This is a genomic window from Robiginitalea sediminis, from assembly GCF_002198115.1.
Classification (GTDB): Bacteria; Bacteroidota; Bacteroidia; order Flavobacteriales; family Flavobacteriaceae; genus Robiginitalea; species Robiginitalea sediminis.
On the sequence record NZ_NGNR01000002.1, the window covers coordinates 175,440 to 194,466 of the forward strand.

Here is a 19,027-nt window from a genome sequence, read left to right on the forward strand (position 1 = left end):
TTTTGCTTTAGGGAGATATCCCCCCACCCCCTGTGACGCAACATAACCCGTCAGACTGCAAAATCCTATCAGGCATCTTCACTTTTTCAGCCCTTCCGGAGGACTAACCTAATCCATAAGCCATATCCATTAAAATCCCGGGTTGTCCTAAGAAGTGTCGGTAGATAGTGTTGGCTAATCCCTCTGAGGCTTAATCTTTCCCTTTCCCGGATTGCATAACCAGGTCTACTGTGGCATTCAGGTCGTTCAGGGCCCAGGTCCGGAAGACCACTGCCCGGTGGAGGAATATCAAAAAAAGCACCACGGCCCCGGCGGCCAGGCCAAAGAGGGCCAGGTTGAAGTAGCCCAGGATGAAGATGCGGTAGAGACTGGCAACCAAAAGGAACAGGGCGACTACCCCCAGATTATGGGAGAGGTTACAGAACATATTCCAGATCTCAATATACTTGAAATTGGCCGGGCTGTACTGGCGTACCAGGACATATTTCTCAGATACAGTAATACCTGCTTTGCAGGGTTGTGGTTTCATGGGCCACAGCCGAAAGCCCAGGCGGGTATATAAAAATCGGCCTACCGGCCCCAGCGCAAAGCCGATTACATAGGAAACAAACACGAGGAATGCGGCGCTCCCCAGGTTTATGGTACTCAATTGGGCCAGCAAGTCGTCCGCATTATGGATGTCCGGATCGAACAGGTAGAGGATCCCGATAAAGCAGGAACCCGGAACCACCTGGGTCAGGGCGTCGAAGGTGGAATTGAAGAACTTGTCCATACACGTGGGTTCCGGATCCCAGGAAGGCAGGGACTGGTTATGAAAGATAGTGAAATTTAGTTTGGGGACGTACCTTGTTACAGCAATCCCTGTTCCTGTAATTTAGTACGCAGCACCCGGTGATTTTCCCAGAAACGATCCTGGATGGCCCGGATGACCCCGGGGTAGTCCGGATGGGATTGCAGGGGTTCCATATGCGGGTCCAGTTCCATGAAAAGGAGCATCCAGTACTGGATGTTGTCCTCCCTGGAAAAAGCCTGCAACTGCGCTATGGCGGCATCGTACCGGCCCTCCCGGGCATACTTTACCGCGGTGCTGGCGCTTTTGTAGATGGAGGCGTCCCTTTCGCAATACCGGTCATAGGACTGGTATAATTCTTCCGCCTGCTGCTGCAACCCCTGTTTCTGATAAACAAGGCCAATCTTGATGTCTTCCTGCGGATAGATATCCAGACCCCCGGACTCCCGGGCCCGGACAAATTTGTCGTAGTAGATGTAGGCGCTGTCGAAATCCCGGCGGAAATAATAGGATTTTGCCAATTCCTGGAGGATATCCAACCGCGTGGTATCCTTTTGCCATTCCCGAAGCAGCATCCCGGACATGCGTTCCAGGTCCTGATGTTTCGCGTACCGGATATAGATATTCAGCAAGGGGGAGTACGGGTTTTGCGGGTTATAGGCCAGGGACTTTTCGATATAGGTGAGGGCCTCATCCACAAAACCGGACTGGACAAGGGCGTTGCTCAGGTGGAGGTAGGTGTAACTGCGGGAAATGGAATCCCCGGGAGCCTTATCAAGCCGGATACCTTTAAGGGCATACTCCAGGTATTTGGAGGTATTGGGGATGATGCGGGCATAGTAATCTGCAAGGATGTTGATGGCCGAAGATGAATTGGGGTTGTACTCCAGGGCCTTTTCCAGGTATGGCAGGGCAAGCCGGTAGTCCTGGATCTGCATATAATATAGCGCCTTGGCGATAAGGCCCACGTCGGAGCGGGAATCGTAGAGCAGGGCGTTGTCTGCATAGTGGTTGAGTTCTTCCGTGTACTGTTTTTCCCGTTTATCCTGATCCATAAAGAAATAGGCCACCGCAGTATTGGCATAGGCCAGGGCAAATTCCGGATCTTCCTCGATCGCCTTTTTGAACAGGGGGATGGACGCTTCCAGCCCCTCCGCAGTCCGCTCCGAAATGCGCGCCACCCCCCGGAGGTAGTAGTCGTAGGCCACAAGGTTCTCCGTGGGCTTTTTCTGGATCTGCTGCAATTCGTCCGGGGTAACGTTGGCCTTGATGGCATCCGCGATTTTCCGCGCCACTTCGTTCTGAAGTGCAAATATGTCTCCCACTTCCCGGTTATACTGCTCAGACCATATGGGCCTGTCCCCGGAAACCTCAATGAGCTGGATATGGAGCAATACCTGGTTTCCTACCTTTTGTCCGCTCCCTTCCACGAAATAGTTTACGTCCAGTTCGCCGGCGATTTCGGGGATTGACTTATCGGTATTCCGGTACTGCTCTACCGAGGTACGACTGATGACCCTCAGGTCCTCGATTTTCTGGAGGTTATTCAGGGTAGATTCCATCAGCCCGTTTACGAAATAGGCATTGGAGGAATCGCTGCTCAGGTTTTTAAAGGGGAGTACCGCTATGGATTTTTCCAGCGTCACCCCGGGTTCCCGGGGAGCTTTCAGGTAAAATACCAGGATAAGACCTGCCATAAGAACCAGGGCACCGAGGACCAGTTTCCACTGCGGTTTAAAAACGCCCTGCGGTGCAGGGGAGGGCTGGAGTTTTCCTGTTTTGCTGGCCTCTCCGGGCGGATACCCGTATTGTTCCCGAAAGCACTTGATGAAATAAGAAGTGCTGCCAAAGCCAACCTGATACGAAATTTCCGAAATGGTAAGGTTGCCCTCCCTGAGCATTTCCAGGCTTTGATCCAGACGGATACGGCGGATAAACTGGCTTGCAGACAGGCCGGCGTCCTTTCGGATTTTACGCAGGAGGTTGGAGCGGCTCATGTGCAGGGCCGCTGCAAGTTCCGAAACCCCGAAGGCTTCATCAGCCAGGTGTTCCAGGACCTGAGCTTCCGCCTGCCGGATAAATTCCGATACCTGTGGTTTTTGGTCGGCCATGATGAGGTATTACACCTTCGAAAATACTAAAGAAATCCCGATTCGACCCTTGGTCGTGCCAGCTCGGGAATTCGGGCTATGAAAGGGGCGCTTGCGTCATAAGTTATATCCCTGCGCCAATTGTTACAGCCCTTCATCAAACCTTATGGAATTCGGCACAAGGCTTATAGGTCCTGCGTCATGGGGTACCGGAACTTTGTATCAGACAAAAACGAAAAATAAAACCCTTAAAAAATCGAATCATGAAAACAGTAAAAATGAACAAGGTAACACAGATAGTATGCCTGGCCCTCCTGGTGGGTGCCGCCATCTCCTGTAAGGAAGCCAATTCCCAGCAGAAGGAAACCCCTGGTCAGGAAGTAGTCCAGAAACCGGATACGGACCTGCCTACAGCCGTATTGTACGGGAACCTGGAGGTCGTCAAACAGCATATTGCGGCCGGAACAGACCTCAATGCCAAGGACCCCATGAGCGGTTCCACCCCTTTAATTACAGCTGCCACTTTTGACCAGACCCCGATAGCCCTGGCCCTGGTAGATGCCGGTGCAGAACTGTCTGCCAAGAACAACGACGGGGCCACCGCCCTGCATGTGGCTGCCTTTTTTGGACGGGTGGAGATCGTGCAAAAACTCCTGGATGCCGGAGCGGATAAAAACGTACGCAACAATTACGGTTCTACCCCTCTGGAAAGCGTTGCCGGCCCCTTCGAAGAGGTACAACCCATTTACGAACTCATGCAGGCTCAGCTGGGGCCGTTCGGGCTGCAGCTCGATATGGCCGAACTGGAGGAGTCCCGCCCTGTGATTGCCATGATGCTGCAATAAACCAACCCAAATCAAAAAACGAACAACCATGGAAAGAAGACACGACATAGACTGGCTGCGGGTAATCGCCATAGGCCTGTTGCTGATTTACCACATTGCGATAATTTTCCAGCCCTGGGCCATGTACATTGGGTTTATCCGGAGCGAAGCCCCATTGCAGGACCTCTGGGTACCCATGACCCTGCTGAATGTCTGGCGCATTCCCTTCCTGTTTTTCGTTTCCGGCATGGGGGTGTTCTTCGCCATCCGAAAACGAAACTGGAAACAATTGCTGCTGGAACGCTCCCAGCGCATCCTGCTCCCCTTTGTTTTCGGGGTATTGGCCATTACCCCCATCCACTTTGCCATCTTCCAGTGGAATTACAATTTGCCCCTGTCGTACTATCCCCACGCAGGCCACCTGTGGTTCCTCGGGAATATTTTTGCCTACGTGCTGCTGTTGTTTCCTCTGTTCTTCTGGCTGCGGAAATATCCGGAAGGGTTGTTTCTAAAGGTTCTACAGCGGGTCTTCTCAAACCCCCTGGGCATCCTTGCCGTCTCGGTTCTCTTCATAGCAGAGGTCTTGCTGGTAAAGCCCTTGATCTTTGAGATGTATGCAGAAACGGCCCATGGCTTTTTTATCGGCCTCCTGGCTTTTTTCTTTGGATTCTTATTTGTGGCTGCAGGAAAAACCTTCTGGCCTACGGTCCTGAGGTGGCGATGGCTATATATCGGTCTTGCGGCGGTTCTCTACACCGTGCGTTTGCTGGTTTTTGACATGAAATCCCCCGGGTATCTGATGGCCCTGGAGTCCAATGCGTGGATCTTCGGGCTTTTTGGGATAGGGTACAAATACCTGAACCGGCCCAGTGCAGCCCTGCGGTATCTCAGCCAGGCGGCCTACCCCGTGTACATTATCCACATGTTCGTTTTGTACGCCGGGGCAGGCCTGATCCTGCCGTTGGAACTCCCGCTTTTGGTACAATTTTTTGCTATTGTGGCCTTTACCGGGCTGGTGTGTTTCCTGCTTTACGAATTTGTGATCCGCAGGGTTGGGCTATTGCGGCCATTATTCGGGCTCAGAGGAAAAGAACGCCCTAAGGAAGTGTTGCACAAAAGCGCGGAGTCCGTTTAAACGGGGTCGGGATTTCCAGGATTACGTGCGCTTCCTCGCGTGATCCCGGCTGAACGGCCACCAAAGGTCCGGTGGACCTTTGATAGTGAGGAGCCAGGCGGTGCGCGGGCCTTGTCGCTACGTGTTCAGATCGTACCGGATTACGCTCGCATACTCGCGTGATCCTGAGTGGGGGTAGACTGAAAGAAACCCGATGCGGGCTGGAGCCAGGATTACCTCCCTTCGGTCGGTGATCCTGAGTGGGGGGGTAGATCGAAATAAACCCTGACTTCAGCCGACTGGCTGAAGTCGGTTTTTCCCTTTCCTCCGACATTATGAAGCAAGCTTCAATGTCTTCGGAAATGAAAAACCCCGACGACATTGTCGTCAGGGTTTTTTTCGTCGGGGTGGCAGGATTCGAACCTGCGACCTCCTGCTCCCAAAGCAGGCGCGATAACCGGGCTACGCTACACCCCGAGTAGCAGCTGAAGCTGCAAATTCCAGAAAGGTAAATTCCAAATTCCAAAGCTACTTGTGTAGCCCGGGAACCGGGCGGAGTTTATCCCAAACAGAACAACCCCGTTGTTCTGGTTTGGGGCTACACCCCGGGCCGAGTGTTTGGCGAGGAGCCAGCCGGCGCGCGGGCCTTGCTGTTTTCCTGCCACTTCCCCAGGGGAAGTATGAAACACTCAAGAAAAAATTCCAAAACCCGAATTCCAGCTCGAATCAGGGCTTTGGAATTGCATTTTCCGCCTTATGGCGGGTCTGCGGAGAGACTGGGACTCGAACCCAGGCGACGGTTACCCGCCGACAGATTAGCAATCTGCTCCGTTACCACTCCGGCACCTCTCCATTCCCTGCCGAAAGACAGGGAAGCGCAAACGAAATTGCGGATGCAAATGTAATTTTTCGCCTGCTCTAACGCAACCTTTTTAAAGATTTTTTTCCGGTTAGTAAGGGGTTTCCGTTACGCTGGCCGTCTCACTGCATCCCGCAAGGATTTCACGCAGAAAAACGGTGTCCTCCCGCTGATTTGGGTCATTGCCAGGATACCTGCCGTCTGTTATTTTAATCTTCCCATTCGCCCGGAAGCCTTTCGGATGCGGGCCGGGGAAATCAGTAACCCCTAAAAACGAGAAGTCATGAGTGTACTAAAAGTGGTTGAAATCCTGGGGAATTCTACGGTGAGTTTTGAACACGCCATTGAAAACATCCTCAAAGAGGCTTCGGTTTCCCTCAGGGAAATCAAGTCCATCTATGTGAAAGACATGCAGGTAACGGTAAAGGACAACAAGGTTGATCAGTACCGCGTCAATGCCAAAATAACCTTTGTGGTGCAGCACAATTGGCCCAACCCGTAGGGCGTTGTGCCGGGCATAACGAGGTAATTGCAATGACCGTTATCAGCGCAGTCCGAGCTCCTCGAGGTTGCCGAAGCTGATTCGGATGGCCTCGAGGGGCTGCATGCCGTCAAAGGTCATGTCCTGTTCCACGATGTAGTATTCCAGGCCTGCCTGCCCGCTCTTGGCCAGGATGCGTTTAAAATCTATACTCCCGGTTCCCACAGGGGCGAAGCGGCCCTGGCTATCCATGTCCTTCAGGTGCCAGCTTTTAAACCTTCCCGGGTATTTTTCAAAGTACTCCAGGGGGTCCGCACCCGCGCGGGTCACCCAGTAGAGATCCATTTGAAAATTCACGACTTCCGGGTCGGTATGCTCCAGGAAGTAGTCCATGGGCACTACCCCTGCTGCGTTTTCCTTGAATTCAAAATCGTGGTTGTGGTAGAGCAGTTGTAAACCGGCGGCCTTGCATTTTTCACCTACTGTGTTAATAATGTGTGTTACTTCCTCCACATCCTCGCTCATGGACATCGTCCGCGTCTGCGGGTCGAACTTAAAATGCCCCATGGGGGGAATGGGAATTACGAAATACCGGAACCCTGCCGCTTTCGAATCTGCGATCATCTGGTCTGCATTCTCCAGGGTTACCCCACCCTGGTGGACGCTCATAGGGACCAGGCCCAGGGACTCCAGATACTCCTTGAAGGCTGTGGGTTCCATCCCATAGAATTTTCCGTCTGCATAATTGGTAGCTTCAATATTCACATACCCGAGGTCTGCTACCTGGCGCAACACGCCCTTTGGGTCTTCGTCCATCAGGTCCCTGACGGTATAAAGGGTTGCCCCTGGGGCAGGGGTATCAGGTGCTGACTGACAACTCGCAAGGAGCAATACGGCTGGAAGGATGATCCAAAAGCGTTTGAGGGAATAGATCGTTTTCATGTTTGGAAATTTGGTTTAGGGGTCCCGGCAAGTTTCCCGGGAATGGCATAAAGGTAGGTATTTTCAGGTGTGCAGCCCACACGTATTTCGGGGAATGATTCAGGTCATTTCGGCGTTTGGCTATTCCGGATAACTTGCCAGGGTATTATGTAGCTATTTGGCCATGAAAAATATCAAAAACCCATCTGGGGAGCCCCAGCGGGAGCTCACCGGAAGAATCTCCCGGGAACTCCTCGCCAGGAACTGTTTTGGTTCCCTCGCATATTTGGCCCACGGCGTCCCCTATGTGCTTCCGATCACATACTTCTATGACAAAGAGCGGAACTTCCTGGTGAGCTACAGCATGGAAGGTCATAAGATCCAGGCTATGCGGGAGCACCCTGAGGTAGCCCTTTTGGTCTACGAAATGCAGGACCCGGGTCAGTGGGTTTCCGTTCAGGTGCACGGGCGTTTTGAGGAAGTTCGGCAGATTGATGCAAAGGCATGTCTGCACCGTTTTACAGAAGGGGTGCGCAGCATTCTGAAATCGAGGGGGGAAGACCAGGCATCGGTCATTCCGGATTTCTCCAGCAAGTCGGAAACTATGGGTATTCCGGTAGTATACCGCATCCGGCCCACAGTTTGGGAGGGCCGCTGCAGGGAACGGGACTAATCCAGGAGGGCATTCAGAAAGGCCTTGTTTTCCGGGGTGTTGAAGTCCGCCATTCCCAGGTTCCGGTAAATAACGCCGTTTTTCCGGTCCACCACCAGGGTAAGGGGAATAGATCCGGTGCGAAACACCTCTGGTGCCGGCCCCTTGACCTGCAGGAGTTCGAACGGATATTCCTTCTGGCTCAGGAAGGTACCTGCTTTTTGAAAGGTCCGGTCCCGGTTGATCATCACAAAACCCACCTGCGGGTGTACCTGCTTATACAATTCATGGATACCCGGCATTTCGGCAATGCAAGGGGCACACCAGGTGGCCCAGTAGTTGATAAAGAGGACTTTTTGCGGATATTCCGCAGCGGTCCGGGTTTGCCCTTCGGCATCCTCCAGCAGCAGCTCCTGTAACTCGGTTTCCGAGACGGGCATTTGCTGGAAGGTGGAAATCCCAGCGGGTTTAGGTTGGACCACCCCGGTAGCGATAAGCCGGTTCTGCAGTCCGTTGTACAGGCGGATATGGAGCCCGCTCCAATAGGCCAGGCCCATGGCTGCAACAGCCAGTATACTCAAAACGAGTCCCTTTTTTCCCGCAGGTTTCATACCAAGGTATTTAGCGTTAAAAGTACAGTTTTTCGACCTTTTCCTGTGTAACCCCGGTTACCCCGAGGGCCATTTGTTGCCCATAATCTTCCCGGCTATTGTATTTTTGGGTAAAACCAGTAGGAGTGAAACTGATTTCATGGAACGTTAATGGCATTCGGGCCATTGCCAAAAAGGACTTTTCGGCCTCTGTTAAGGCGCTTAACCCTGATATCCTGTGCTTGCAGGAAACCAAAGCGGACCCGGATAACGTAGCCGAAATCGCTTCGGGGTTTAACGGCTACCACTGTTATGCGTTCCTCGGGGAACAGAAAGGGTATTCCGGGACGGCAATCCTCAGTAAAACCGAACCTCTTCAGGTAACGACCGGCGGGGACCATGCACTTCTCCAGGCAGAGGGGCGAATCCAGTGTGCGGATTTCGGGACCTTCTTCCTGGTGAATGCCTATGTGCCAAATTCCGGAAACGGCCTCAAGCGGCTGGAACACCGAAAGGAATGGGATGCGGCCTTCCTGGAGTACCTGCAGTCCCTCAAGGAAGAGAAACCACTGATCCTCTGTGGGGACCTGAACGTGGCCCACCGCCCCATCGACCTGAAAAATGACAAGTCCAATTACAACAAAACGGCCGGGTATACCCAGGATGAAATTGACGGGATGGACCGCCTGCTGGGAATGGGAATGGTCGATACCTTCCGGCGCCAGTATCCGGATAAGGAAGCCTATTCGTACTGGAGTTATCGGTTTAATGCCCGACAGAAAAATATCGGGTGGCGCATCGATTATTTCCTGGTAAGCGAGGACCTGGCAGACCGGGTTGAGGATGCTGCGATTTATGCCGAATACGAAGGCTCGGACCACTGCCCCATTGGCATTCAGCTGGGTCTGTAACGGCTCAGGAACCCCGTAGTACCTTCTTTCCCATTTCCCCAAGCCACCACTGCTCGCGGGGTGGCTTGCGCACCAGCCCGAACCGCTTCACGGCATGTACCTTCAGGTGTTCGACCATTTCCGGGACCGAATCCGTCATAAAAAGCAGGTCCATATCTTCCGGGGCAATGCTCTCGTTACGGGCCATGAGCTGGATATGCTCGTAGAGTTCCTTATGGTACTCCTTCCCCATAAGTACCACTGGAAAACTATTGATCATCCGGGTCTGGATCAGGGTGAGGGATTCGAAGAGCTCGTCCAGGGTGCCAATCCCCCCCGGCATGACCACAAAGGCATACGAATACTTCAGGAGCATAAACTTGCGGACAAAGAAGTAGGGGATGTTCACCCATTTATGCAGGTAGGGGTTGGCGTGCTGTTCTTTGGGAAGGACAATATTGCACCCTATAGAGTACCCCCCGTTTTCATAGGCGCCCTTATTGGCAGCCTCCATAATGCCGGGCCCGCCTCCCGTCATGACCGTAAAACCGAGTTCCGCCAGGGCCTTGCCAACCGCTTCGGCCTGCTGGTAGTAGGGGTTATCCGGGGTAAACCGGGCCGAACCGAATACGGTTACACATGGCCCCACAAAGTGAAGCTTCCGGAAGGCGCGGATAAAGTGGTAGGCCACCTTAAGGGTAAACCACAGTTCGCGGAAACGGTTCCTGGGGCCCTGCAGGAAGGCACGTTCCTCCTGAAGGCTCAAACGCTCGCTGTGGTCTGGGGCAGGTTTCGATGCAGCTGACATAATCGGAGTTTTCTCCCGTAAAGGTAGGTATAGGCGGGCAGATGCAGAAGCCCCCGGCAAGGGGTTTGCCCAACCACTTCAAATCCGTATTTTTAGCGTGAAGCCGGGTTGGTTCCCGGTATATAAACCCAAACCCATGAAAAACCCCCAACCCCACTTACAAGCAGAGGCCCGTGCCTATTGGCGCGCCAACCTCAGGCTGGTCGGCATCCTCTTACTGGTCTGGTTCCTGGTTTCCTACGGGGCCGGAATCCTCCTGCGCCAATGGCTGGACCAATGGTCAGTTGGCGGCTTTAAACTGGGCTTCTGGTTTGCCCAGCAGGGGGCTATCTACGTTTTTGTCGTGCTGATCTTTATCTATGTGGCCGGGATGAACCACCTGGACCGAAAATACGGGTATAACGACCCGGAATCCTAACCGAGAAATATCCCTGTCGTGAGTGTACAAGTCTGGACCTATATCCTGGTCATTATATCCTTCCTCCTTTATATTGGAATTGCCATCTGGTCCCGGGCGTCTTCCACCAAGGATTTCTACGTGGCCGGGGGAGGGGTTTCCCCCCTGGCAAACGGCATGGCCACCGCTGCAGACTGGATGTCCGCGGCTTCGTTTATCTCTATGGCGGGGATCATCGCCTTTGCCGGATACGACGGGTCTGTCTATTTAATGGGCTGGACCGGGGGTTACGTATTACTGGCACTTTTGTTGGCGCCTTACCTGAGGAAATTCGGGAAGTTTACCGTCCCAGATTTTATAGGGGAGCGCTATTATTCCTCCACAGCCCGCATTGTAGCGGTGCTCTGTGCCCTGCTGGTGTCCTTTACCTATGTGGCCGGGCAGATGCGGGGGGTAGGGGTGGTTTTTTCCCGTTTTTTGGAGGTAGATGTAAACACCGGGGTGGTAATCGGGATGGTTATTGTCCTGTTCTATGCAGTATTGGGAGGGATGAAGGGAATCACCTATACCCAGGTGGCCCAGTATTGTGTCCTGATCTTCGCCTTTATGGTGCCCGCTATCTTTATCTCTATCCAGATGACAGGTAACCCGGTACCCCAGCTGGGGATGGGGGACACCCTGGCCGACGGCTCGGGGACCTACCTGCTGGACAAACTGGACGGCCTTTCGGAAGAGCTGGGTTTTACGGCTTATACCGATGGTTCCAAAAGCATGGCAGACGTTTTTGCCATCACCCTGGCCCTGATGGTGGGTACGGCCGGCTTGCCCCATGTCATCGTTCGGTTCTTCACGGTTAAAAGGGTGCGGGATGCCCGTAAATCGGCCGGGTTGGCCCTGTTGTTTATCGCCATCCTCTACACGACGGCCCCGGCAGTGGCCGTATTTGCCAAGACCAACCTTATTGAAACCGTGAACGGCAGGCCCTATGCGGAGATGCCGGCCTGGTTTACCAAATGGGAGGCTACCGGCCTGCTCACCTTTACCGATCGAAACGCAGACGGGATGGTCCAGTACGTAAAAGACCCGGCCCGGAACGAGCTGGTGGTAGACAACGACATTATGGTCCTGGCCAACCCGGAGATCGCCAACCTGCCCGCCTGGGTGATTGCCCTGGTGGCAGCAGGGGGGCTCGCGGCGGCCCTTTCCACGGCGGCCGGCTTGTTGCTGGTTATTTCGTCTTCCATTTCCCACGACCTGATCAAGAATGTCTTCAAGCCCGACCTCCCGGAGCGGCAGGAACTGTGGTATGCCCGGGGTGCTGCCACTCTGGCGGTGGTGGTTGCCGGGTATTTCGGGATTAACCCCCCGGGGTTTGTGGCTGCTGTGGTGGCCCTGGCCTTCGGGTTGGCAGCGGCCTCCTTTTTTCCGGCGATCCTGCTGGGCATCTTTTACAAGAAAATGAATTCCAAAGGGGCGGTAGCCGGGATGATTACCGGTATTTCCCTGATGCTTTTTTATATGCTCAAATTCAAATTCGGGCTTTTTGACGGTGGTAAGGAAGCCGTGGCAGGATTGACTTCCCAGTGGTGGTTTGGGATCAGTCCCGAAGGTTTTGGGTCGGTTGCCATGGTAGTTAACTTTGCCGTGGCCCTACTCGTAAATCGTTTTACAGCCCCGCCCCCGGAGCACATCCAGGACCTGGTGGAGGATATCCGCATCCCTGGAGGAGCACCCCCTCCATCGTCCCATTGAAGAATTCAGGATTTGTCAGCATTGTGTACATTTAAGGGCACAACGCATTTCCCATACCAAACAAACAACATATCCATGAGTAATTACCACATCAAACACCTGGAGGAATATTTCCAGGTTTATCGCAAATCGGTGCGGGATCCCGAAGCGTTCTGGGAGGAAATCGCAGAAGAACATTTCGTATGGCACAGGAAATGGGACCGGGTCTTGCGGTGGGATTTCCAAAAGCCGGAAGTCGCCTGGTTTGAAGGGGCCCAACTGAATATCACAGAAAACTGCATAGACCGCCACCTGCCGACCCGGGGCGACCAGACGGCCATCCTGTTTGAACCCAACAACCCGGAAGAGGCGGCCGAGGCGATCACCTACTCGGACTTGCACCGGCGGGTTTGCCGGATGGCAAACGTTTTAAAGGGGCAGGGGGTTGGCAAGGGGGACCGGGTGTGTATCTACCTACCCATGATCCCGGAGCTGGCTGTAGCCGTTCTGGCCTGTGCGCGCATCGGGGCCGTACATTCCGTGGTTTTCGCCGGTTTTTCTGCCACGGCCCTGGCTACCCGGATTAACGATTGCGATTGCCACCTGGTGATTACTTCGGACGGTTCCTACCGCGGGGCCAAGACCATAGACCTGAAAGGGATTGTAGACACGGCCCTGGAGGACTGCCCCGGGGTACGGTCGGTCCTGGTGGCCCGGCGGATCGGGTCGGAAATCGGGATGCAGGACGGGCGCGACCACTGGTTGCAACCGCTCCTGGAGCAGGCGGCCCCAACCTGTCCGGCCGTAGTCATGGATGCGGAGGACCCCCTGTTTATCCTCTATACCTCCGGGTCTACCGGTAAACCCAAGGGTATGGTGCATACCTGTGCCGGGTATATGGTCTATACGGCCTATACCTTCAAGAACATCTTCCAGTACCGCCAGGGCGATATTTACTGGTGTACCGCAGATATCGGCTGGATTACCGGCCACTCGTATATCGTATACGGCCCCCTGGCCAACGGGGCTACCACGGTAATGTTCGAAGGCGTGCCTTCCTACCCGGATTTCGGGCGCTTCTGGGCGGTGGTGGAAAAGCACAAGGTGACCCAGTTCTATACGGCCCCCACAGCTATCCGGGCCCTTGCCAAGGAGCGCCTGGACTTCGTGGACAAATACGACCTTTCTTCCCTCAAGGTCCTGGGCTCGGTAGGGGAGCCCATCAACGAGGAGGCCTGGCACTGGTATAACCAGAACATCGGGAAGAAACACAGCCCCATTGTCGATACCTGGTGGCAAACTGAAACGGGCGGCATCATGATTAGCCCCATCCCCTATGTTACGCCCACCAAACCCACCTATGCCTCCCTGCCCTTTATCGGGGTTCAGCCGGCCCTCATGGACGAAGAGGGCAATGAAATCCGGGGCAACCAGGTAAGCGGCAGGCTGTGCATCAAGTTCCCATGGCCCTCCATGGCACGGACCATCTGGGGCGATCACCAGCGGTACCGCGACACCTATTTTTCGGCCTATCCCGATAAATATTTTACAGGGGATGGCGCCAACCGGGACGAAGTGGGATATTACCGCATTACGGGCCGGGTAGACGATGTGATTATCGTTTCAGGACACAACCTGGGCACCGCCCCCATAGAAGACAGTATCAATGAGCACCCGGCCGTGGCCGAATCGGCTATCGTAGGCTTCCCGCACGACATCAAGGGCAATGCCCTCTATGGGTTTGTGATTCTGAAGGAAACCGGATCCGGACGGGACAGGGACAACCTCCGCAAGGAGATCAACCAACAGATTACAGAGCAAATCGGGCCCATTGCCAAATTGGACAAAATCCAGTTTGTACCCGGGCTTCCCAAGACCCGAAGCGGTAAAATTATGCGCCGCATCCTTCGTAAAATAGCCTCTAAGGACACCTCCAACCTGGGAGATATCAGTACCCTTCTCAACCCGGAGGTAGTGGAACAGATAATGGACGAAGCCCTTTAAGAATTAGCGCAAGCCCGCCACGCGAAAGCGCACCTCGATGAGCTGCCGCAGCTGAGCCACTGTTCTCAGGTGTGCTTTCAGCTGTTTTCTGCGGTAGGGTGAAAGGGCTTTCAGGTCAATATACCTGCCGGAATCCCCATTTGTCAGCCCGGATTGCACCCGGAGGGCTGAGAGGTCGAGGAAGGCCTGGGCACAGCCCGCAAAAAGGGCCTGGTTCTGGGGTTCGGCCTTCGCCATAAACCGAAAGCGTTGTTCTGTATTCCGGAACCCCGTAGTTGTTCTGGAAAGGACCAGGAGCCTGGCGGCATCCACCAGGGCCAGGAGTCCCCTTGCTTTCAGGTCAAAATACCCGCGATGCTCCCCGGAGCTCTCCTTCCGGAGTTGCCCGAAGAAGCCAAAGGCAGGCGGCGCATTCAAGGCTGAAACAGCCAGGTAGGACAAGAAGGGGGGCGCCTCCCCCAGCAGAAGGTTAATCTTTTCCATAATGTCCTCTTCCAGCATAGTGTCTCCCCAAACGGGTCGCATGTCCAGCATGGCGCTGCACACCAGGATACTGTCTTCGTCCGGTTCCCGAATCCACCGGGTAAAAAGGCTTTTCCACTCGCTAACAGACAGGCACCACCTGGGGTTGGACGCCATCATCCCCGCCGGGCATGGCGCATAACCCATGGCGGCCAGGCCGTCATTTACCGCTCGTGCCAGTGGCAGGAGCCGCTCCCGGGTGTCCTGGGAGGATGTCCCAGGCAGATCCTCAAAGACCAGGGCATTATCCTGGTCCGTGGGCAGGAGTTGTTCCCCCCGCCCCAGGCTTCCAGTGGTCAGCCAGCAAAAGCGCAAATGTTCCAACCCCAGCCGTGCCGCCTCCCAGCCAATCCATTTAGAGACCAGGGCATCTTTTAAGGCGGTAAACACCTCACAAGAGTACGAAACAGGTAGTTCCTGGCGCATGTACTCCGTTAGCAGCTGTCGCATTTCGGAGCCTATCTGAAGGAGGTCCTTGGGATCGGATGCCTCCCGGATCCCGCGCATGAGCATAGCGGGGCTGTGACTTTGGGTGATCAGGATATCCCGCTGAGAAACCATCCCCACAACCTTCCCGGTATCCATCCCGTCCTCGGTAAGGACCAGGTGCGAGATTCCAAACCGCAGCATTGCAGCCTGCGCCGCGCCAGTGCTGAGGTGGTGGGAAAAGGTTCGCACCGGCGCGCACATCCACCCCGAAACCCGGTCTGTCCGGGGTCCGGCCCCGGAGGCCACGGCCCTGCGCAGGTCCTTATCCGTAAGGATCCCCTCAAGGCGGCCCGGGCCCTGCACCAATACAGCCGTATGCCCCCCGGTTTGCATGGCGGCGGCGGCCTCCTGCAGGGTAGCCCCGGCATCCAGAATAAGGGCAGGGCTGCACCGGGCGTGCACCGGCAGTTCGTGCCAGGAAGTTTCAGGTAAATCCATAGCCGGAGAGGCACTTTTTTTAAAGATAGCAAATTCGGCCTCGGGTTCCCGCACGAGATTTTTTAGGGCAATCTTCCCCTTCGTCGTATATTTGCGGGGCCCTTAGGTCGCGTAGCTCAGCTGGATAGAGCATCTGCCTTCTAAGCAGACGGTCCCAGGTTCGAATCCTGGCGCGATCACTACAAGCACACCCCCCCGCAACGCAAGTTGCGGGGTTTTTTATTCCTAGAATCCGTCAAAAGCCTGCTTTTGTAAGGGTTCGAAGGAATAAAAAACACACTGCCCGCCAGGGCAGTGCCGGGGGTGTATTTGCAAAGGGGATTGCCCTCAGGATCACCGCAGGTACTCCTGGCAAGCTCGCTTTTGTAAGGACCTGAAAAGCAAAAAACACACTGCCCGCCAGGGCAGTGCGGGGGTGTATTTGTAGAGGGGATTGTCCTCAGGATCACCGCAGGTACTCCTGGCAAGCTCGCTTTTGTAAGGACCTGAAAAGCAAAAAACACACTGCCCACCAGGGCAGTGATAAATAGCGAAGCGCAACTACACCTGGTGAAATCCAAATTTCTCCCTTCCTTTGTTGTAAGGGAGCTACTACCATGTACTTTGAAGGCCTTTTACCGGAAGATAGAAAATTGATGGATCTCCTGTTTCCTTTGCCAAAATCCCATCATGGTATCGATTACCACCTAAACCATTTTTACGCTGGGACATGGCCAAAATCATGTCCGAATACCGGCTGCAAAACAATGGCCGAACCATTCCCTATGAAGTCCTTTTTCGAAAACTCCGCATGATTGAGGATGATCACCTTTTTACTCATCAGCTCCTTGTAGGCCTTGTGTTGCTAAAAGCCAACGAATACTGCTATTGAGTTGCCGGATCGCCTTTAGGTGAGCAGCTGCAGGCCTTAAAGGTCGACACGGGTAACCTGCATGCGGCTCGTTTCGAGAACCAAAAACGTAGCCGGCAGGTCCCGGAGCTCCCCCCCGTGATACCCCATGATGGCCCCCGGGTTCAGTAATAAGGTGTCGTTGACCTTTTCGGTGTGAATCGTATGGTTATGCCCGTAACAAACCACATCGTACCCCCCGTTTTCCGCAAGCGCGCGGGCTTTGTCCGGGTAGTGGTTCACAGCAATGGTAATGCCTCCGAGGCTTCCTCTGTAATATTCGCCATGGAGGCGGACATTCGGGTATTTGGCGGCGTTGGCGATGATGGCCGCAACATCCCCGTCATTATTGCCCAACACCAGGTGCGTAGGCTTTGAATACGCCTTCCCCAGCAGGTGGACGATAAAGGGCGCGCAGAGGTCGCCGCAAAACAGCATGGCTTCGGTCTCCTGGAGCAGGGGGTGTGCCAGTGCTTTCTGGAGGTTCCAGACATGGTCGTGGATGTCTGAGAGGATGGCTATTTTCATCTTGGAGCGATTTTTATGAAGCGGGTTTAGGTCTTTGGATGGGACCCTTGGCCGGGACCCCTTAAAGATACCCATATTCATTTTGGTCCTTTGGGGGGTGCCCTTTTTTTGACGGGACAGCCCTGCTGCGTTCAGGATTTCTTATTTTCAGCGGATGTAAACAAGAAGTAAGCATGAGGATTCTATATGTAGTAGCAGGGCTTGGAGTGAGCCTTCTGCTGGGGTGTAAAAACACCAGTTCCACCCCTTCCCCCACGGGGTATCAGGGGCAGGGGCCCACCCCGGTGGTCTCTACCCGGACCAAACCCGTGCAGAAGCAATGGCGTGGGACCTGGTCCTTTCAGGACAGCACGGTTTTTTTCAGCAATGCCTTCGACGGGGCACGCTTAAACGGGGTGGCCCACGACGGGGGGACGCATTATACGTTATGGATCACAGCGGAGAATACCCCCATTAACCCAAGCCCCTGGTATGCCTTCCAGGTCTGGAGCACCGAGGCGAAGGAGGTAACCCTCAGGTTTACCTATGACGGCAGTAGGAGTCGGTACTATCCCAAAATCAGCCGGGACGGGGTCCACTTCAAAGCCCTGGACAGTACCCGGTTCAAAGCGATTAACCCCGGGGAGGGGGACTTCGGTATCCGGGCGGCTCCCGAAGAAATAGAGATCAGCATAACCGTAGACCAGCAGCCTACCTGGGTGGCTGCCCAGGAACTGTATCCCTCAGGGGCCGTAAAAAAATGGGTGGACTCCCTGGCAGCCAAACCGTTTGTTACCGCCTATGAGATTGGCAGGAGCCGCGAAGGGCGGCCCATGAACCTCGTGGAGGTAAACGGGGCAGGTGCCAATAAAGCCCTGATGATTATCTCCCGCCAGCACCCGCCGGAGGTTACCGGTTTTCTGGCGATGAAATCCTTTATGGAGACCCTTGCCGGGGATTCCGAGCAGGCCCGGGCCTTCAGGAAGGCGTTTACCGTATTCAACGTCCCCCTAATGAACCCTGACGGGGTCGATAACGGGCATTGGCGCCATAACCATGGCGGCATAGACCTGAACCGGGATTGGCAGGAATTTAACCAGCCGGAGACGCGGGCCGTCCGGGATTTTCTGAAGGCGAAAAGCGAAGCAGGCTATGAGTTTGTTTTCGGGGCTGATTTCCACTCGACCTGGGATGATATCTATTACCCTATAGACTCTGTGGTTACCGGGGAAAGGGGCAAGATCGTATTCGATTGGATCAGGGGCATCACAGCGCGGTTGCCCCAGAAGCAAACCAACATCAGCGCCTCGGATAAGATCCGGCCTACCATGGTTTCCCGCAACCACTTCTACGTGGCCCATGGGATGCCTGCCATCGTCTTTGAGCTGGGGGACAACACCCCCCGGGATTTCCTCAGGGAAAAGGGCAGGGTCGCAGCCGAGGAACTCATGCGGCTGCTGATGGAGCAATGAATTATGGGGGCATTAAATAAGCGCACCCAGTCCCCACCCGGTGCGCTTATTCGGAAAACGCAAACATCTGTTTGGGTTTCACATATACTCCGTCAGAAAAGCGAAGAATTCCTTTTTGAAATCGGCGTAGACATCGCGTTCGGTTTCCATTTTCTCGCGGGTGGTCCTATGGGCGTTAACCATCGTAATGTCCATATATTCTGCCCCTCCGCTGCGGGTTTGCCCCGCTATCCGGGCTTCGTGTTTTTCAATGTCCTCCAGCAAATCCAAAATCCGAATTTCATGCAGGCGGATTTCGTTCTGGTAATGCTCCAGGCGCTTTAAGAACGTAATGTCGGTATAGCGGGACACCAGGTCTTCCAGTCGGTGGTTAAAGGTCCTTAGTTCATCTTCCCAGAAACGCAGTTCTGCGGTCCAGTTGCGGTGTTCGAAGTGGAGGTCGGAATTGTGGATGATGGTTTTCAACATGATCTACGGATTTAATGAGACGTTTCAGGTGCCCGGGTCCCGGGTAAGTTTCTACAAGTTATCCCCATCATCAATGCCATACAATGACCTT

Annotated in this window: 18 protein-coding genes and 3 tRNA genes; 11 read left to right on the forward strand and 10 right to left on the reverse strand. The window is 54.4% G+C overall.

The features are described 5' to 3' along the window. Positions 1 to 190: 190 nt before the first annotated feature. Positions 191 to 772 carry a hypothetical protein gene (locus CA832_RS07100; protein ID WP_088340902.1) on the reverse strand — a complete coding sequence of 194 codons (582 nt, stop codon included), beginning with the start codon at positions 770 to 772 and terminating at the stop codon, positions 191 to 193. Between the two features lie 77 nt (positions 773 to 849). Further along, complete coding sequence (locus tag CA832_RS07105; RefSeq protein WP_088340903.1) at positions 850 to 2,901, reverse strand: helix-turn-helix domain-containing protein; 2,052 nt, start codon at positions 2,899 to 2,901, stop codon at positions 850 to 852. Positions 2,902 to 3,143: 242 nt separating this feature from the next. Between CA832_RS07105 and CA832_RS07110 the strand changes: the two genes are divergently transcribed. After that, on the forward strand, positions 3,144 to 3,725 hold the full coding sequence (locus tag CA832_RS07110) for an ankyrin repeat domain-containing protein (protein ID WP_088340904.1): 582 nt from the start codon (positions 3,144 to 3,146) through the stop codon (positions 3,723 to 3,725). A 28-nt stretch (positions 3,726 to 3,753) separates the two neighbouring features. Continuing rightward, positions 3,754 to 4,839 carry an acyltransferase family protein gene (locus tag CA832_RS07115; RefSeq protein WP_088340905.1) on the forward strand — a complete coding sequence of 362 codons (1,086 nt, stop codon included), beginning with the start codon at positions 3,754 to 3,756 and terminating at the stop codon, positions 4,837 to 4,839. A gap of 381 nt (positions 4,840 to 5,220) precedes the next feature. Here the strand turns inward: CA832_RS07115 and CA832_RS07120 are convergent. Together CA832_RS07120 and CA832_RS07130 are read right to left on the reverse strand one after the other, a co-directional pair. After that, positions 5,221 to 5,295: transfer RNA gene (locus tag CA832_RS07120), tRNA-Pro, on the reverse strand. Positions 5,296 to 5,586: 291 nt separating this feature from the next. Next, positions 5,587 to 5,670, reverse strand: a tRNA-Ser gene (locus CA832_RS07130). A gap of 290 nt (positions 5,671 to 5,960) precedes the next feature. On the opposite strand from CA832_RS07130, the gene CA832_RS07135 reads away from it, so the two are divergent. After that, a complete protein-coding gene (locus CA832_RS07135) occupies positions 5,961 to 6,179 on the forward strand; it encodes a dodecin family protein (protein WP_088340907.1) in 219 nt (72 codons plus the stop codon). Positions 6,180 to 6,221: 42 nt separating this feature from the next. Here CA832_RS07135 and CA832_RS07140 read toward each other — a convergent pair whose 3' ends face one another. Further along, positions 6,222 to 7,100, reverse strand: coding sequence for a sugar phosphate isomerase/epimerase family protein (locus CA832_RS07140; protein ID WP_088340908.1), 879 nt, complete (start codon positions 7,098 to 7,100; stop codon positions 6,222 to 6,224). 163 nt (positions 7,101 to 7,263) lie between these two features. Between CA832_RS07140 and CA832_RS07145 the strand changes: the two genes are divergently transcribed. Then, the gene (locus CA832_RS07145) at positions 7,264 to 7,752 is read left to right on the forward strand and encodes a pyridoxamine 5'-phosphate oxidase family protein (RefSeq protein WP_088340909.1); all 489 of its coding nucleotides are present in this window, start codon (positions 7,264 to 7,266) and stop codon (positions 7,750 to 7,752) included. Here CA832_RS07145 and CA832_RS07150 read toward each other — a convergent pair. Beyond that, positions 7,749 to 8,342, reverse strand: coding sequence for a TlpA family protein disulfide reductase (locus CA832_RS07150; protein WP_088340910.1), 594 nt, complete (start codon positions 8,340 to 8,342; stop codon positions 7,749 to 7,751). The two genes, CA832_RS07145 and CA832_RS07150, sit on opposite strands and share 4 nt — an antisense overlap. Before the next feature lie 125 nt (positions 8,343 to 8,467). Between CA832_RS07150 and CA832_RS07155 the strand changes: the two genes are divergently transcribed. Further along, a complete protein-coding gene (locus tag CA832_RS07155; protein WP_088341393.1) occupies positions 8,468 to 9,232 on the forward strand; it encodes an exodeoxyribonuclease III in 765 nt (254 codons plus the stop codon). 4 nt (positions 9,233 to 9,236) lie between these two features. Here CA832_RS07155 and CA832_RS07160 read toward each other — a convergent pair whose 3' ends face one another. Further along, on the reverse strand, positions 9,237 to 10,019 hold the full coding sequence (locus CA832_RS07160; RefSeq protein WP_088340911.1) for an LOG family protein: 783 nt from the start codon (positions 10,017 to 10,019) through the stop codon (positions 9,237 to 9,239). Positions 10,020 to 10,155: 136 nt separating this feature from the next. Between CA832_RS07160 and CA832_RS07165 the strand changes: the two genes are divergently transcribed. The 3 genes from CA832_RS07165 to acs all read left to right on the forward strand — a co-directional run bounded on the left by CA832_RS07165 (position 10,156) and on the right by acs (position 14,151). Next, positions 10,156 to 10,437: a DUF4212 domain-containing protein gene (locus CA832_RS07165; protein ID WP_088341394.1), complete on the forward strand. Its 282-nt coding sequence runs from the start codon at positions 10,156 to 10,158 to the stop codon at positions 10,435 to 10,437. Between the two features lie 18 nt (positions 10,438 to 10,455). After that, complete coding sequence (locus CA832_RS07170) at positions 10,456 to 12,168, forward strand: sodium:solute symporter family protein (protein ID WP_088340912.1); 1,713 nt, start codon at positions 10,456 to 10,458, stop codon at positions 12,166 to 12,168. A gap of 75 nt (positions 12,169 to 12,243) precedes the next feature. Further along, positions 12,244 to 14,151 carry an acetate--CoA ligase gene (gene acs / locus CA832_RS07175; protein ID WP_088340913.1) on the forward strand — a complete coding sequence of 636 codons (1,908 nt, stop codon included), beginning with the start codon at positions 12,244 to 12,246 and terminating at the stop codon, positions 14,149 to 14,151. Between the two features lie 3 nt (positions 14,152 to 14,154). Here the strand turns inward: acs and CA832_RS07180 are convergent, their stop codons facing one another. Next, a complete protein-coding gene (locus CA832_RS07180) occupies positions 14,155 to 15,600 on the reverse strand; it encodes a DUF294 nucleotidyltransferase-like domain-containing protein (protein ID WP_088340914.1) in 1,446 nt (481 codons plus the stop codon). Between the two features lie 105 nt (positions 15,601 to 15,705). Between CA832_RS07180 and CA832_RS07185 the strand changes: the two genes are divergently transcribed. Further along, positions 15,706 to 15,779: transfer RNA gene (locus tag CA832_RS07185), tRNA-Arg, on the forward strand. A 530-nt stretch (positions 15,780 to 16,309) separates the two neighbouring features. Next, positions 16,310 to 16,471, forward strand: coding sequence for a hypothetical protein (locus CA832_RS15195; RefSeq protein ID WP_233131757.1), 162 nt, complete (start codon positions 16,310 to 16,312; stop codon positions 16,469 to 16,471). A gap of 36 nt (positions 16,472 to 16,507) precedes the next feature. On the opposite strand, the gene CA832_RS07190 is transcribed toward CA832_RS15195, so the two are convergent. Further along, positions 16,508 to 17,017, reverse strand: coding sequence for a YfcE family phosphodiesterase (locus CA832_RS07190; RefSeq protein ID WP_158211896.1), 510 nt, complete (start codon positions 17,015 to 17,017; stop codon positions 16,508 to 16,510). A gap of 173 nt (positions 17,018 to 17,190) precedes the next feature. On the opposite strand from CA832_RS07190, the gene CA832_RS07195 reads away from it, so the two are divergent. Next, the gene (locus tag CA832_RS07195) at positions 17,191 to 18,468 is read left to right on the forward strand and encodes a M14 family metallopeptidase (RefSeq protein WP_088340916.1); all 1,278 of its coding nucleotides are present in this window, start codon (positions 17,191 to 17,193) and stop codon (positions 18,466 to 18,468) included. 78 nt (positions 18,469 to 18,546) lie between these two features. On the opposite strand, the gene CA832_RS07200 is transcribed toward CA832_RS07195, so the two are convergent. Next, positions 18,547 to 18,936, reverse strand: a complete 390-nt coding sequence (locus tag CA832_RS07200; RefSeq protein ID WP_088340917.1) for a hypothetical protein — start codon at positions 18,934 to 18,936, stop codon at positions 18,547 to 18,549. Between the last annotated feature and the right edge of the window lie 91 nt (positions 18,937 to 19,027).